At 39.6% G+C, this 15,702-nt stretch carries 11 protein-coding genes; 1 reads left to right on the top strand and 10 read right to left on the bottom strand.

What is annotated here, in order from left to right; all coding sequences use genetic code 11:
* Positions 1 to 49: 49 nt before the first annotated feature.
* The 10 genes from ABLA33_RS02835 to ABLA33_RS02790 all read right to left on the bottom strand — a co-directional run bounded on the left by ABLA33_RS02835 (position 50) and on the right by ABLA33_RS02790 (position 13,929).
* Complete coding sequence (locus ABLA33_RS02835) at positions 50 to 1,795, bottom strand: alpha-1,3-galactosidase B (RefSeq protein ID WP_347719163.1); 1,746 nt, start codon at positions 1,793 to 1,795, stop codon at positions 50 to 52.
* A 62-nt stretch (positions 1,796 to 1,857) separates the two neighbouring features.
* Positions 1,858 to 2,919 (bottom strand): DUF4831 family protein, encoded by a 1,062-nt coding sequence (locus ABLA33_RS02830; RefSeq protein ID WP_347719162.1) that lies wholly within the window; start codon positions 2,917 to 2,919, stop codon positions 1,858 to 1,860.
* Positions 2,916 to 4,469 (bottom strand): NAD(P)H-hydrate dehydratase, encoded by a 1,554-nt coding sequence (locus tag ABLA33_RS02825; protein WP_347719161.1) that lies wholly within the window; start codon positions 4,467 to 4,469, stop codon positions 2,916 to 2,918. Before ABLA33_RS02825 ends, ABLA33_RS02830 begins: the two co-directional genes overlap by 4 nt.
* Positions 4,470 to 4,514: 45 nt before the next feature.
* Positions 4,515 to 4,964 (bottom strand): hypothetical protein, encoded by a 450-nt coding sequence (locus tag ABLA33_RS02820; RefSeq protein ID WP_311490867.1) that lies wholly within the window; start codon positions 4,962 to 4,964, stop codon positions 4,515 to 4,517.
* 29 nt (positions 4,965 to 4,993) lie between these two features.
* Positions 4,994 to 6,502, bottom strand: a complete 1,509-nt coding sequence (locus ABLA33_RS02815) for a hypothetical protein (protein ID WP_347719160.1) — start codon at positions 6,500 to 6,502, stop codon at positions 4,994 to 4,996.
* Positions 6,503 to 6,697: 195 nt separating this feature from the next.
* Positions 6,698 to 7,573 (bottom strand): glucose-1-phosphate thymidylyltransferase RfbA, encoded by an 876-nt coding sequence (gene rfbA / locus ABLA33_RS02810; RefSeq protein WP_347719159.1) that lies wholly within the window; start codon positions 7,571 to 7,573, stop codon positions 6,698 to 6,700.
* A gap of 624 nt (positions 7,574 to 8,197) precedes the next feature.
* Complete coding sequence (locus tag ABLA33_RS02805; RefSeq protein ID WP_311490870.1) at positions 8,198 to 8,989, bottom strand: polysaccharide biosynthesis/export family protein; 792 nt, start codon at positions 8,987 to 8,989, stop codon at positions 8,198 to 8,200.
* 165 nt (positions 8,990 to 9,154) lie between these two features.
* Positions 9,155 to 10,621, bottom strand: coding sequence for a glycoside hydrolase family 57 protein (locus ABLA33_RS02800; RefSeq protein WP_347719158.1), 1,467 nt, complete (start codon positions 10,619 to 10,621; stop codon positions 9,155 to 9,157).
* A 17-nt stretch (positions 10,622 to 10,638) separates the two neighbouring features.
* Positions 10,639 to 11,913, bottom strand: a complete 1,275-nt coding sequence (locus ABLA33_RS02795; protein ID WP_347719157.1) for a glycosyltransferase family 4 protein — start codon at positions 11,911 to 11,913, stop codon at positions 10,639 to 10,641.
* A 42-nt stretch (positions 11,914 to 11,955) separates the two neighbouring features.
* Positions 11,956 to 13,929 carry a glycogen debranching enzyme N-terminal domain-containing protein gene (locus ABLA33_RS02790; RefSeq protein WP_347719156.1) on the bottom strand — a complete coding sequence of 658 codons (1,974 nt, stop codon included), beginning with the start codon at positions 13,927 to 13,929 and terminating at the stop codon, positions 11,956 to 11,958.
* A gap of 757 nt (positions 13,930 to 14,686) precedes the next feature.
* On the opposite strand from ABLA33_RS02790, the gene ABLA33_RS02785 reads away from it, so the two are divergent.
* Positions 14,687 to 15,397, top strand: a complete 711-nt coding sequence (locus ABLA33_RS02785; RefSeq protein WP_311490874.1) for a Crp/Fnr family transcriptional regulator — start codon at positions 14,687 to 14,689, stop codon at positions 15,395 to 15,397.
* Positions 15,398 to 15,702: the final 305 nt, after the last annotated feature.

The following is a 15,702-nucleotide window of genomic DNA, read 5'->3' as shown; positions in this document are numbered from 1 at the left end:
TGGCGTTTTAAAACGCATCGCTATAGCCTCTTGCTCTGTGGAGAATATTCTAATTCTTCGTTATTTTCTCTACTTTTTCTGTAATTATAGGTTGAGTATTGCTTAGGAATGGAGGAAATTCGGAATTCTTCTTCACTTTGTTGTTTCTAAAAATTAGATGGTGAACACTTTTAGCATATACCAACGGAGTATCGAAGGTATCAAAAAGATTATTTTCTATAGAAATGCGATTATGATAGTAGTTACGCTGATTCTTGAGTTCAGGAATTTCAGGATAGATGGAAATAACCGCATTAGTAAATTGGTATCTGCTTGTAAGCGCGTTGATGAAACGATTTCTTCGAATGACTATATTGTTCACTGGGCCACTTTCGTACCATCCATTGGCATCGCCACTGAGAAGAATTGCTGAACCTGACGTATGATCGAAAAGATTTTTTTCACACAGAGTATATTGAGGACTACTGAAGAGTGCGCCGCGGGCACGATTGTTGCGTATCGTATTACCCGAAAAAACGATAGAAGGAGTCCATTTGAGGTTTTCTATACAATCTGCTTCTGCAGGTATTGGGTCGCGAAAACTGATGAGAAAGCTCTTCATCCCTTGCAGTGTTACGGCATCTTGTGGGCGGATTGCCGTGATAACATTTGTTTGTACAGAGTCGAGTGTGGTGGAGTTGATGAAGCGAACACTATCGCCCGTGTTTCCCCAATTAAAGCCATAGGCTTGACTGTGCATAAAAGCACAAATTGCAGTGTGATCATCCTTGCGTTGAAGGATACGGAGATATACTCCATGTACGTTGATAGCATCGTCCATCATGCCCTCATACATACCTTTGCGTGAGATGATTTTTCCACGGCATTGAGAAAAATGAGTGGCATCTGCTTGTGTGGAGAAATAGCGCCCGTTGGACGGATATACATTAAAACCATGGAGGATTATATCTGTACAATGTTGTGCGATAAGTCCCATTCCCCACGCATAGTTAACAGTAACATTTTGAAGTTTTGTATTTTTACTCTCGTTGAGAAAAATAGCCGGGCACGGGCGATTGTAGTTGCGCATTGCTACAATATTCCCAGTTTTGAGTCGCAAGTCTTTCCAATTAGGGGCATAAAAGTATTCTCCTTCTTGGCGACAGTTGAGAAGATTTATTTCTAAATCGCCAGTGTTATAAAGAATGTGATGTGTCTTTTTGTCAAAGCCTATACCCCACGCAAAATGAGAGCGCCAGTTTTCTCCCTGTGTTTCAAAATACCCTTGTTCTGTAAAGAGCCACTGATAATCATTCGTATTGCGGGAAAAAGGTGAGAGTTTAAAGCGAATACCTGTGGTGTCACTTTTAATGATTTCTACTTGTTCTATTTGTGGGTCAACAAAATCAATCGAAAAGTTTTTTAATGTGACATTCTCACAATAGTTCAAAACAATTGGGAGTAAGGCTCCTTGAAAGAGAAACTGCGCCCCACCTCCATCAATCGTAAGATTTTCATAGTGATTTAGGTAGAAAACAGCCTTGCGTAAAGGCTGTTGGTCATGATTAGAAATAAAGCATTCTATCTCTGGAGCTTCTTCTAAGCGAAAGTTATAGGTACCTTTATCAAAGCGAAGAACAATTTTATCTTTATCTCCCAATTTAGGCGGATGGCTTTGGAGGAACTTAGTTAAGGCAGCTGTGTTATCAGTGTTGTTTTGGTGAATACCAAAATGCTTCATATGATATACCACTTTGCGTGCCATCACGGGGAAGCACAAAAGAAGAAAAAGGGAAAAAACGAGAGTCTTTTTCATTTTGAATTAAAGAGAGAATATTATAAGCTGACAGGACAGAGTTAGTATATGAATGTTACATTTTATTGATTCTGTCCTTCTGCCTCAATGCGAAGAATTCCGCCTGTTTCAGGAGAAAAGGTGATGTGCGTATTCATTTTTTTATTAAATAAATCGCCTCCAAGATGTTCAATACGTCCGAGTTGAGCTACAGGTGTTTCTAAATTAGTATATATTTGTTTATCATCAAAAATCTTCACCTGAACTACAGCAGGAACAACGTATCGTACGTCTTCTTCTTGCTTTTTCTGTATAGTTTCAACTGCTTGAGGAATATTTTCACGAGATGTCATGCTAATGTAGATGGGCTGGCCATCAGCTTCGTCTTGATTGAGGAGTCCTTTTTGGGACGAAAAACGGCAGAGCACGCTATTTTCGATAGGAGTATTTAGTATGCAATTTACTGTACTGACGCAAGTTTCAGAAGTGTGAGTTCCTAGGAAAAGTTTTAAAAGTCCAGCTTCTTGTTTGTCTAGGCTTGCCATCATTAGTTTTAATTGCTCACCATCTTGCGGCATAAAATCAGCCTCTCCTTTAGCCAATGCTAAACGACTATCACGAATATTGAAAATTTCTTCGGCTGCAAGTTGTGCAAGTTTGTCGATATTCCCAGCAGCAAGCATTTCCTGTGTTCCGAAGTTCTCAGCAGAGTCTGCAATGAGTTTCGTAATAGAAGGTTGCGTAAGTTCTCCAGGTAATCGTACAGAAGTATTTATTCCTAGTAAAAGTCCTTCGTGCGTGAGACTTACAAGAGGAGCAGAGGTACGCGGTTTTAGCTTAATCGTATAGGCTTGGCTCTTATCGGGCGTACCATAGGGTTCGATGCGTATATTCTGAATTGTCCATTCATCATAAGCCTCTCTCACCACATTGTTCTGACGTAGATATACTTCTGCATATGCAGCTAAGCGCCCTGGCTTGTATGAAGTGCGCGTCATTGTTAGGACGATGTGAAAAGCTGTTCTAGGTAGAAAGTAAGTAATGCCATTTTCAGTTATTCCTGGTTGATAGGGAGTTACTTCTGTCTGTGCCTTTAATAAAAGAGTGCAGAAACAGCCGAGAAAAAAAACGAAAATCTTTTTCATTTCAAAAATAAAAAATCTGGTGAAGGCAAGTCCTCTGTGTCTCTGGTTGAAAGTTGTAAGAAGGCTTCAGGGATAGCCTCAATAATATCGGAAGCAATGAGTGAAGTTTCCCCGAGTTTGCTAGCTGCAATGTCGCCTGCCAATCCGTGTATATATACTCCCAATCTGCAAGCTTCTGCTTGTGTGTATTTTTGTGCTAATAGGGCGCATATGATGCCTGTAAGAATATCGCCACTGCCTGCTGTTGCCATCCCGCTATTGCCTGTGGAATTAAAGAAAGTTTTGCCTTCTGGCGTACAAATCGCAGTGAAATGCCCCTTAAGAATAATAAAGAAGCTGTATTTTATCGCCATTTCCTGTGCCTCAGTCAGTGCAGAAAAGGAGTCATTGCAATGAGAGCCTATGCGTTGCATTTCTCGAAAATGCGGTGTAAGAATTGCATCAGACGGTATTTGTTGTATCCATCCTTTATGATCGGCCAAGATATTAAGGCCATCTGCATCAATAACTAAAGGAATGCGAGTGCGTCTCACCTGTTCGATAAATGCTACAGCTGTGTCGTGGTTCGTTCCGAGGCCTGGACCTATAGCTAAAGCTGTATAGTCATCTGTGTTGATAGGCGAAGAAAAATGTTTCTCATGACTATCGAGATTTAATACTGCTTCTGGGACAGTCAATTGTAAGATGTCGTTATTGCGAAGGGGGGTTCTAACAGTGACTTTTCCTACACCGCTACGAAGGCAAGCACGCGTTGCAAGAATTGCGGCACCAGCCATTCCATATGTACCTGCAATAAGAAGAGAATGGCCGAATGTTCCTTTGTGTCCGAAAGGATCGCGCTTTCGTATAATATTCTTAATGTCTTCTTTATCCGTAAATTCGTAGTTGGAGTCTAATCCCTTACTTTTTCCATCTGAAAGACCTATATCTGCTACTATTAGCTTACCCACAAATTCATGGTTGTCAGCCATTAGTTGAGCTATCTTGGGAGCACCAAAAGTTATAGTTGTATTTGCTCTTACGATATGGTTGCGTACATTCTGTGCGTTGTTCTCGCACATAAGTCCAGAGGGCATATCAATGCTAACAATGTGAGCTGAAGAGGCATTGAAGAATTGTACCAAAGCTCCAAACCCTCCATTGAGAGGTTTATTGAGCCCCGTTCCAAAAAGCCCATCAATGATAACGGTATTTTCAGAAAGCTGCGGAGGCTCAAATTTTTCAGTAATTTCTGTAAAGTTTACATTAGGGCATTCAGCTAATCGGTTGCGATTAGCTTCACAGTTGCTACTTAGTCCTTTGCCAATGTTGAAGAGATAAGCTGTGACGGTATTACCTTCTTTTGCTGCTAACAAACGAGCCACAGCTAAGGCATCCCCACCATTATTGCCTGGTCCTGCAAAGATAACGTAGTGAGAATAGTTAAGGCTCGAAAGGTATAAGCTTACATATTGAGCAGCACGTTCCATAAGATCAATTGATTTTATATCCTGTTCTTGAATGGTGGCTGCATCTATGTCAGGCAACTGTTGTTGAGAAAAAATCTTCATACTTTAATATTGGACGTATCAGTGAAATGCGATTCTTTTTAGTATTTAGAAATTCCACCAGTGCTTTTTCTTGCGTGGTTCTTTTCTTGAAACATGACCGAGTTGTTCTTCAATGTACTGCTCGTAACTTATGTGACGAGAAATCATTTGATAAATGGCTCCCCAATCGGGTAATCCACCTACATTACGATCGTCTATGAAACAATCTACTTTGAGTTTTCTACTATAATGTTTGTTCGATTTTCGCTCTGCATCATGATCTTCTGTATTATCCTCATCTAGATATCCATTAACAGCATAAAAGCGAACACCATGTTCTGCACACCAATCGATCGCTTCTTGCTGGAGCTCTCCCTCACGAACGGTCCACAGGATGAGCTTATGCCCATCTTGCATAAGCTGGCGAAGTGTGGCAGTGGCGAAAGGAATTTCTTTTCCAATAGCTGGATAACGGTGTTCAACGATTGTACCATCAAAATCAACTGCTATAATCATACTAATCTCTTGTTTTATTATTTCTAATCTTAATATTTTTGTTCTGTATAGGGGGTTATCCTTATTTTTGAAGGAGCAGCCTTAATGTGGATATAGGCTCGAAAAGGAGATAGTTTGCTACCCCTTGCTGCTTTCACAAAACTCTGTCCTTCATTGCCTAGGAAATAAGACTCGTCTGTCTGGTTTACCTGTAGTGGTTGGTAGTTGCTTAAGAAAACTGCATTAGAATCCGTGCCTGTGATAAAATCTCCACCTGTATTTGTTAGGATAAGTGTTGTTTTTGCTCCAGTACTCCGAATGATGACAGGTACGTTAGCTGTTATGGTGTTTGTGGGAGTAAATTTTAATTGGTTATCGGCATAGCCTTGTAACTCTTCTGCTTGAAATCCTTCTGGTACATTTGCGGTGAAAGGAATACATAGTGTCTCCCAATTCTTATCGATAAATTGGCGTGAGTAAGTTAGTTGTCCTGCATCAGTATTAATACTTTTTTTTACGCTTACTTCCGACTTATCTGTGAGTGTTCCTCCTCTGATTAGTTGTTTATATGTAGCTGTTAAAGTCCAGCTTGATGGAATGTTGCCTATTTGATCATCCGCTATATAAATGATTTGATTTGACGTCTTACTTTTTTTATTGAAGGATTGTGGATAACGTGGTATGGTAATATGCGATAGGTCTAAATTGTATCCTTCTTCCCAGTCTATGTTGGCCAAAAGACTTGAACTCCAACCTCCTTGTAGTATACGACGACCGTCTTTGATCTCACTCGTGGGGGGATTTTGCACGTTTCTGAAAAAGCAGGTGTTACCATCTTGACTTCTACTGCTTAGAAAGAATTTCCCATCTTTCTCCAAAAGAAAGCGAGGACTAGCTTCAAGTGTTGCTATTCTTCCATTTTGGATTTGCCACAGACTTTCTTCTCTTCCATTGGTGAGATTATATTGTAGGTGTGCTTCCGCAGTATTCATAAGCATGAAATCCCCATTATCTACTTTTGCTGTCCACACTGAATAATTACTAGGGGCCAAGCTACCATCGCTGAGCAGAATATCTGAGATATCGACTGATGGAGCCTTATGTAAAAGATGGTTTTGTGTTGAGGTTATAGCAACGTGTTGACCATTAGTAGGTAGTGTAGCTTCGCCTTTTTTATCTTCTGCAGGGCCAGCATATTTATAGAGTAAGACGCCTGGTTTATCTGCTCCTGTTTTCGTGAAATTACCGAAATAAGAAGAGTTGGTATCATAGACAGAAAGCCCTATGAAGCGTTCTTTATCAGTGCTGTTATAAATACGAAATCGATTCCCTTCATACGCCTTAATTTCCCATGATTTTCCATTATTGGCATCACAGAGATAAAGATCTCTAGCTTTTGCAGAAAGAGCATTTTCTTTGTCAGATGTAAGGATTAGGAAGCCTTGCGCTTTCTCATTGAGGCTCCAAATCTCAGATGCATTTTTAGGAGAAAGAATAGTGGGGATACCATTGGGAATGAAACGAGCTTGCAGTTTGCTTTTGCTTCCCTTATTCGTCATGATGTAGAGGTGTTCGTCTTTTGAGTCAGTACCTCCTATGAGGATAAAAGTATCGTCGTGCAATTGGTCTAGCGAGGTAACTCGAACAAATGTTGCAGACGAAAAGTCGGGGATACCTTTCGTCTGTGCAAGAATAGGACTGCATAAAAATAGCAGGATTACTAGAATCTGAGATAGCTTGATAAGCATTCTTTTTTAATTTTCAATGAGTTTTAACAAGTATTGGCCATACTCGTTATTCTTCATGGGATTAGCAATTTCTAGCAACTGTTCTGCTGTAATCCATCCCATCTCATAGGCAATTCCTTCTATACATCCAACTTTTAATCCTGTGCGTTTTTCAATGACCTCTATGTAGGTACTTGCCTCGCTGAGTGAGTCGTGAGTTCCAGTATCTAACCATGCAAATCCTCTGCCGAGTGTCTGAACCATCAGTTCATTGTCTTTAAGAAAGTGTTCGTTGACAGTGGTAATCTCTAATTCCCCACGCTTTGAAGGTTTAATGGTTTTTGCCACACTGACAACCTTATTGGGATAGAAATAGAGTCCTACTACTGCGTAATTTGATTTAGGTTTATCTGGTTTCTCTTCAATGCTTACAGCTTTACCCATTTCATTAAATTCTACAACGCCGTAGCGCTGTGGGTCATTAACATGGTAGCCAAAAACTGTAGCTTTATTTTCTTTTTCTGCATTGTGAACAGCTCCAACAAGGAGCTGACGAAAATCGTTGCCATGGAAGATGTTATCACCTAAAACAAGGCACACACTATCGTTTCCAATAAATTCTTCGCCAATGATGAAAGCTTGTGCTAATCCATCGGGATTCGGCTGTTCAGCATAACTGATATTTATGCCGTAAGAGGAACCATCTCCTAAGAGCCGCTTGAATCCTGGAAGATCCTGAGGTGTGGATATAAGCAATATGTCGCGTATTCCTGCAAGCATTAACACGGAGATAGGATAGTATACCATAGGCTTGTCGAAAATGGGTAGAAGTTGTTTGCTAATACCTTTAGTGATAGGATAGAGGCGAGTACCACTACCGCCTGCAAGAACAATTCCTTTCATAGTTTTGAGAATTATCTATTTCCGCAAAGTTAAAATAAAAATGATGAAGAAAAAAGGAATCCTATTTTTTTGTACTTCTGTATGGTAAAATAAGAGCGATAACAAAGTTTATTTGTATAGGAATTTGGCTGAAAGCGTTATGTTGGACTTGATCTATAGAAGTTGGAGTTTAAAAATTTGCTAATCAACTATTTTATAAGTTGTGAAAATATTGATGTTTTAACAAAGAGATATCTATTTGTCAACTTTATTGTTGTGGCCTTGATATAAAAGAATATCACAAAGAGGTACTAATGGAATATATCGTGGGTTTAGATATGATAAGAAGGGGATGGATTAAATAGAATTATCTTATCCTATTCTTCTTCACGTAGTATTTATCCTTATCGTGCTTAAAAATACAATAAGAGTGTCGGCTGGCCCAATAAGTGCGTCGGCAGATATCCTTATTGTATTTGAAAATAGAATAAGGATATTTTAGTTAATCTTGAGGCGAAAACTCTTGGATGCCATTGTAGATTGCCCAGCTTTCTATCTCTTTGGTTTCTATGTGAAACCGTAGTAAGAATAATAAAACGCCTCAGCAGATAAAACTGTGAGGCGTTTTGTAGTTATTTTATAGCCTTATTTCTTAATAAGGAAGAGAGTTACAAGTGTTGTTGCAAATGAAGCTATTGAAATCCAAGTTCCAACCTGTGTCAAACTATTTGCGTTGTTTGTGGATTGGTTTGCTTTGAACTTATTTGGCTGAACCACTACAACATCGTTTTGGCGAAGATTATAGACAGGAGAGTTCATAAGGTCTTTAGAACGAATATCAACGTAGTAGGATTTTGTTTCGTTGCCTTCTTGCCGTAGCACAAGAATGCGATCGCGTCGAGCAGTGATATTGAGGTCGCCTGCTCCTCCAAGTGCCTCTAACAGAGTAATATTGTCTCGACCAATCTGAATGCGCCCAGGATTCTTTACATCACCAAGAACTGTTATGAATTGATCGTAGGCACTGAGGGTTACCACTGCATCGTTGAGAATGCCGTTGCGGAAAAGATTTTGAATTTTAGCTGCAGCATCAGAACGTGTGAGTCCACCAATTTTTATGCGCCCCATACACGGAATATCAACTTCTCCGTGTTCATCGATAGTATAGAGCGATACTTGATTGTTTTGACGAGCTGTTGCGGATCCCACTTGTTGTTGTGCAACAACGAGATTGTAGCGTAGAGCCTGTTCTGGAGTTGCAGCACTGCTTACGATTATACTAACCTTATCGCCCGGTTGCAGTTTCATTGCTTCAACAGTTTGGGTGGAGAAGCTTTCACCATTTTGCAAATCTTGAAAATAGACAATTTTTTCCTGCGTGCGGCATGAAGAAAATAATGCCAACACCATTGTAATAAGGAGAAAGAAACGATTCATTATGAATTAATAGCTTTATTTATATACTATAAGTCGTGAAATTGTTGCAAAGTTAGGATAATAATTTTAATTTGCCATAAAAACTTATCTTTTTACATGTTCGAAACGAAGAAGAGGGCAGCCTCATAGACTGTCCTCTTCTCAATGAGTGTGCAAAGGAATTTCCTATTTCTTTTCTGTGGCTTTTACCTTAGAAGTCTTTTGCGTCGTAGCCTTGCTCTTTGCAGTTGACTTTTTTGAATCTGCTTTTTTTGCCTTTGCTTTTTTTGTTGTTGCGTTCTGTTTTTTATCTTTCACAACTTTTGTTTCAGTAATAGGCGTTTCTGCGTTGCCACCAGCTTCAAATTTAGCTAACATTAAACGGAATTTTTCTAGCTCACGGTCTTTTCGCTCAAGTTCCTCTTCTTGATTCTTGATGGTCGTGAGTAGTGGATCCAATTCTTCATTCTCAATGTCAGGATAAAGACTGTCGACGCGCGCAATAAAGTCGCCAAGAATATTCATATAGTTGGTAAATGCATCATAAGGCGAGTCGTAAATGCCTCTATAGCCTCCGTAGCTATTTGCTTTAGTTGACATGAAGCGTAGATTGTTGGATGCTTGCAGATAATCGAAATCTTGTTGTAAACGGCGATTCCGGCTAATGCGAACACGGTCAGCGATGCTATAGAGCTTATCGAAAGCTTCTTGTTGCATAATATTGCCTAACCATGGAGACATATCGCGTTCTTCGTCTACCCAGCTAGTTGGATATTCCACAATGAGATCTCCAGAAGATTTTACTTTACTTACAATTTCAGACGGTGTGGAGAATGTAATACCACGCTGACGGAATTGTTCAGGAAGAGCTTTGAAGAATTCAAGGATATTGCTGTTGAGTGGTTGGAAGATACCTAGTGCACAAAGTTCCATAAAAATATTTACAATCTGTTCTTCTTCTGGAAGTTGTGCAATCCAATTCGCATACTTATCCGCAAAGAGTGGATATTGACTCCAACTAGAGTCGTTGAAACGAGAACTAATGTCTTCGGACAAACTATAGTCGCGGAGAAGAAGCTTTAATTTAGGATTGCGGCAGCAATTGTAAACAAAATGAGGACTCTTCCAGCCAAGTACATGTTTGGCTCCTTCCGCCAGCATAGCGTTAAAGCCCATTTCTGCAACTGTTTCACCAATCTCGTCATCGTAGACCAAACAAGAGTTGCGGAACACTTTTGGTTCTTGTCCAAAGAGTGTTTTTATTTTACGGCAAAGATGACGAACCTCAGTTATGAAGCTTTCTTTGTTTTTTAATGAAGAGAATCCGTGCGAATAAGGTTCTGCGAGGAATTCAACGCAACCCGTTTCGTTGAGTTCTTGTAGTAACTCAAGCACTTGTGGTGCATGGTTTTCTAACTGTTCTATAGCACAGCCTGACAAAGAAATGGCACATTTGAAGAAACCCTTATTCTTGTTGGCCATTTCAATGAGCGTTTGTAGAGCTGGAATATATGACTTTTCTGCTGTTTCAGTAATGGAACGCTCATTCTCATAATCGTCATAATAGTAATGGTCTGTACCGATGTCGAAGAAGCGATAGCGCTTCAGATGGATATTCTGGTGGATTTCGAAATATAAGCAAATGGTTTTCATTTTTGTATGCTGCTAGATTATTTGTTAAGGAGATTCTGGTAACAATTATAGATGCGTTGACCCACCTTTTCCCAGGTGATTTCATCAACCTCAATCTTTCCCTCTTCTGCCAGATACTCATGGAGGGAATTATTGGCGCAAATTGAATATATGGCATCGGCCATGGCGTGAATATCCCAATAATCTGTCTTGATACATGTTTTTAGGATTTCAGCACAGCCGCTCTGTTTGCTAATGATGGAAGGAACGCCACATTGCATTGCTTCGAGTGGTGAGATTCCGAAGGGTTCAGAAACAGAAGGCATGACATATACATCACTGTCTCTAAAAACTTCATACACCTGCTTACCTTTCATAAATCCAGGGAAGAAAAAGCGATCTGCTATACCATGGGATGCCACTAAATTAATCATTTCTTCCATCATGTCGCCTGAACCAGCCATGCAGAAGCGTATGTTGCGTGTACGGTTTAGTACAAGCGCAGCAGCTTCAACGAAGTATTCTGGTCCTTTTTGCATAGTGAGACGTCCAAGGAATGTGACCACTTTCGTTTTCTTTTCTTTGAAAGGCTTACGCTGGTTAACTATGTCGAGGATATCTTGTTCCAACGGGTATACAGCATTGTGCATAGCAATGCACTTGGCTGGATCTTGATGGTAGTGGTCTATAACAATCTGGCGAGTAAGTTCACTGACGCACATTATGCAATCGGCATGGTCCATCCCATCTTTCTCAATGTTGTAAACCGTAGGATTTACATTTCCGCGACTACGATCAAAATCTGTAGCATGCACATGGACGACAAGGGGTTTGCCACTTATGTTTTTGGCATGAATACCTGCTGGGTAAGTCAGCCAATCGTGTGCATGTATAATATCGTACTTTTGTTGGCGGGCGATGACTCCTGCAACTATAGAGTAGTTGTTGATTTCATCGTATAGATTACTCGGATATTTTCCTGAGAATTCGATACAACCCAAATCGTCAGTCATCCGGTAACTGAAATCGGCATAAATGTGGTCACGAAGCGCATAGTAAAGCTGTGGATCCATCTTGTCTCCAAGGCGTTGCTTGACATAATCATAGTCGACATCTTTCCAGACAATGGGGGTTTCACTCATTCCTATGATATCCATAAAACTCTTGTCTTCATCGCCCCAAGGACGAGGAATACAGAAAGTTATATGTGTGTCTGGCTGTAGGGAAAGTCCTTTGGTGATGCCATAGCTTGCTGTGCCTAAACCTCCGAGGATATGTGGGGGAAATTCCCAACCGAACATTAATACATTCATTGCGTTATAGTTGATAAAGCTAGACTTTTTATTTATATCTTCTTAGTAATCTTCTTCTTCCAAGATTCGAAACTTTTCTACAAGATGCAGTGCTGTTAAAATACCACTGACATTCATTGCAAAAGAGATGGCACCACGGCCACTAAAACGAGGATTTCCATCAAATAGTTCAGGAATAGTTCCGATGCAGTGATAGAAGAGTTCTTCTTCAAACCCAATGAGTTGTCGTTCGATATAGTTAACTCCGCTCATCTTGTAGACTTTGAGGTAGGCTTTGAGATAGAACCCTGTTAGCCATGGCCATGCAGTACCTTGATGGTATGCGTAATCGCGCTGTGTTTGCTTGCCTATATACATAGGATTGTAACCTCCACTCTTAGGAGAGAGTGAGCGGATGCCTTTAGGTGTTACGAGTTCCTTTGTGCAAACATCTAAAACAGTCTTTCGTTCTTTTATGTTAAGTGGAGAGTATTCCAAAGCAATAGCAATCAACTGATTGGGACGGACACTCCAATCCATCATGTTGCCATCAACATAATCAAGAAGATAGCCATATTCATTGAGGAATGTATTTTTGAAAGAGATGGCCACTTTCTCTGCCATGCGATGGATTCGGGTTGCAAAATCTTTCTCTTCTTCAATTCCTGCTTCTAAGAGGAGTTCTTCAATGAATTTTAAAGCATTATACCAAAGAGCATTGAACTCTACAATGTATCCAGAACGTGCTACAATCGGTTTGCCATTGGCTACGGAGTTCATCCATGTAATAGGTTCGTCTTTTCCATTTGAATAAAGTAAACCATTTTCATGAAGGAAGAGGTTTGGGTGCTTACCGCTCCAGATAAATTCCAGCATATCTTTGAGCAAAGTACCATATTTTGCATAGCATTGTTTGTTGGATGTGTAAAGTGCGTAGTTTTGTACTGTACGAATGGCCCAAAGTAAGACATCTGGTTTCTCCATTTCATAGATTTGAACACTAATAGGGCGCTTGTTTATATAGTCATATATGGCTTTTTGAGCTGTAACCATGTATGATTCGAATTCCTCAGTCTCTCCAATTGAAAGTGTTAATCCTGTAAGTCCGATGAACGTATCACGAGCACGCGACTTAAACCAATGATAGCCAGCAAGGAGATAAGATTCACCGTCTTTTTGGAATTTAAACTGATGGGCAGCGTGAACTAGGCAATGGTAGAAACTATCAAGTGGAAGGCGTGGGGCTATTTCCTTGTCCATCATGGCGGATAGTTTGGCAGTTTCCTCAGGCTCTTTGACCGATGCAGAGAAAACAATGCTTTCTCCCTTTTTAATAGGCATTTCGAAATATCCTGGAACGAGGAGATCTTCTAATGAGTTGTAGCCACGCTCTCGTTCCTTTGGATATTCAAGTCCCATATACCAGTTGGGCTCATAATGAAATTTGGCCGCTTCGGTTGTGAGCTGCATATTAAGCTCTGGATAGCCTTTGTATAGGCGCATCTTTATGCCATTTTCAATGAGTTGATAACTCTTGTCGGCAGTGCCATTCGCATGTGTCCATTCGTGAACATTGCGGAAAGCTAAGAATGGACGAAGTCGGAGTGTGGTAGGACTGTGAGCTTCAAGTAGTGTGTAGCGAATATATAGTCGTGAGTCGTGGACTCCATAACTAATTTCCTTCTTTAGGACAACTCCGCCAATTCTGTATGTCCATGTAGGAACTTTGACCCATTCAAATTTTGTGATGTACTTGTGTCCTTTGGGACTGTAGTTTTCTCCTTGATATTTATGTAAGCCTAAGTTAAATTCAGCACCATGTTGAATGATAGTTTCATCTAGTGACGAGAGAATTACATGATTTTCGTCATCTAATTCAGGAACAGGGACTACAAGAAGACCATGATACTTACGAATATTGCAGCCCACAAGTGTTGTGGAACAATACGCACCGGAGCGACTTGTTATCAAAAACTCCTTGAAGAGGGAGTCCTGAAGGTTTGTCATCTGCGTTTTATCAAATTGCAAATAGGACATAGTAGAATAAGTTATGATTAAGGTTTGATATTACTTTGGATGATTCATTTGGTGCCATCATGCTATGTAGACAGCTTAGTTATTGACCTAAAAGCAAAATTATACAAAAAAATGATATAAGGATGTTTTTCATGTATTTTTTTTATTTTGACTTGATAAAACTATGCATAGTTAATATTTTTCATCTCTAAAAGCTAATGAATTTGTGTTTCTCATAAGAGCTTGAGGAGGTTTCTTTCTGTTGCGTTTTTTACAGATACAGAGATGATTTCAGGTGTATTTTCATTACAACCAGTTTTGAATGAAAAGTAATAATTTATTTATTCTTTTTTAGGATTTCACTAGTTGAAACTTTATATTAGTGAACAGCGTTTGTCCTATACTGTGAAAGATTTGTGACACAGCCGAAAATATCCTTATTGCGTTTGAAAATATAATAAGGCTGTCAGCCGGCAGAATAAGCCTATCGGCTGATGCGCTTATTGCATCAGTCGGGTTAATAGGGGGGGGATTCTATTCTTAGACAAATTCGTACGACATTTCTATAGTTATAGCTATTTGAGGAATAAATGTCAAGTATGAATGCCAAATGATGCGAACAGTCGAAGTGCAATAATAAAGCAAGGGTAAAGATGTATAAAAGTTTATGAAAAAGATGTTAAAGCCTTGTACGAATAAAATGACGTTCTTATATTTGTAGCAAGAAATGTTATGAAACATACTCGAACTTTGTTGTTTTGACTTTTTATTTAATCTTATGAGAATAGCGTCAAGTTATAAATGGGAAATATCAGAGATTACAGCTTTAATGGCTGATTTATGGCTGTTTCTTTCTGAGGATGAAAGGCAAAGTTTTGCAGAGAGTATGCAAGTTGTGACTTATCGAAAACACGAACCTATCTATGAAGTTGGCAATCGACCTGAATACTTAATGTGTTTGATTTCAGGGAAGGTTAAAATTTATCGTGATGGTGTAGGAGGTCGAAGTCAATTGCTCCGTTTAATGCGTCCTGTTCAGTATTTTGGCTATCGTGCTTCGATGGCAGGCGAATGTTATCTGACTTCAGCTGCAGCGTTTGAAGATTCAGTCGTTTGCCTGATTCCTATGAAGATAGTTGATTTTGCTCTACAAAAAAATAATGCGTTATGTAGGTTTTTTATCACGAATCTAGCACAAGCTTTAGGTAGTTCGGATCTTCGCACCGTTAGTCTTACTCAAAAACACATACGAGGGCGCTTGGCGGAATCTTTGCTTTTCTTGCGCGATACTTATGGCGTTGCTGAAGATTCTCATGCGATAGCAATTAAGATTCCGCGTGAAGATTTGGCAAATCTTTCTAATATGACAACATCTAATGCAATTCGTACATTATCCGAGTTTGCTGTAGAAGGACTAATAGTAGTAGATGGACGGAAGATCACGATTCTTGATGAACAGAAATTGAAACTTGTCTCAGAAATAGGTTAAATTTTTCGTAACTTTTAAGGAAGTAGAAACTCTATTTCCTCATTAGAATTCTATCTTCAGTTTTTTTGTGGTATAAGTATGTTAACTGTAGCATTTCTTATTTCTGAAAATTTTGTCACTTATGCCATATTGAGTAGTTTCTTGTGAGAAAACAGTACTGGGAGTTTTCCCATATTCGCTGATTGATCCCGTGTAGACGGTCATAGCTTTCTTTTCAAATGTTTAGCCTGATAGATGAAAAGCGATATTGAAATATTGCTGTCCGGTAAACTTCCAAACGGCACAAGAAAGCTTCCCGAAGCCCT

It is taken from the genome of uncultured Alloprevotella sp. (genome assembly GCF_963536905.1).
Taxonomy (GTDB): domain Bacteria; phylum Bacteroidota; class Bacteroidia; order Bacteroidales; family Bacteroidaceae; genus Alloprevotella.
Note: the sequence above shows the minus strand (reverse complement) of the source record. Positions and strands in the feature narration are given on the sequence as shown.

What these genes read in the sequence shown, in the direction of transcription:
- rfbA (WP_347719159.1), bottom strand. Translation starts at nt 7,573, where the DNA reads ATGAAAGGAATTGTTCTTGCAGGCGGTAGTGGTACTCGCCTCTATCCT.
- ABLA33_RS02800 (WP_347719158.1), bottom strand. Translation starts at nt 10,621, where the DNA reads ATGAAAACCATTTGCTTATATTTCGAAATCCACCAGAATATCCATCTG.
- ABLA33_RS02795 (WP_347719157.1), bottom strand. Translation starts at nt 11,913, where the DNA reads ATGAATGTATTAATGTTCGGTTGGGAATTTCCCCCACATATCCTCGGA.
- ABLA33_RS02785 (WP_311490874.1), top strand. Translation starts at nt 14,687, where the DNA reads ATGAGAATAGCGTCAAGTTATAAATGGGAAATATCAGAGATTACAGCT.
- ABLA33_RS02830 (WP_347719162.1), bottom strand. Translation starts at nt 2,919, where the DNA reads ATGAAAAAGATTTTCGTTTTTTTTCTCGGCTGTTTCTGCACTCTTTTA.
- ABLA33_RS02835 (WP_347719163.1), bottom strand. Translation starts at nt 1,795, where the DNA reads ATGAAAAAGACTCTCGTTTTTTCCCTTTTTCTTCTTTTGTGCTTCCCC.
- ABLA33_RS02805 (WP_311490870.1), bottom strand. Translation starts at nt 8,989, where the DNA reads ATGAATCGTTTCTTTCTCCTTATTACAATGGTGTTGGCATTATTTTCT.
- ABLA33_RS02820 (WP_311490867.1), bottom strand. Translation starts at nt 4,964, where the DNA reads ATGATTATAGCAGTTGATTTTGATGGTACAATCGTTGAACACCGTTAT.
- ABLA33_RS02815 (WP_347719160.1), bottom strand. Translation starts at nt 6,502, where the DNA reads ATGACGAATAAGGGAAGCAAAAGCAAACTGCAAGCTCGTTTCATTCCC.
- ABLA33_RS02825 (WP_347719161.1), bottom strand. Translation starts at nt 4,469, where the DNA reads ATGAAGATTTTTTCTCAACAACAGTTGCCTGACATAGATGCAGCCACC.
- ABLA33_RS02790 (WP_347719156.1), bottom strand. Translation starts at nt 13,929, where the DNA reads ATGTCCTATTTGCAATTTGATAAAACGCAGATGACAAACCTTCAGGAC.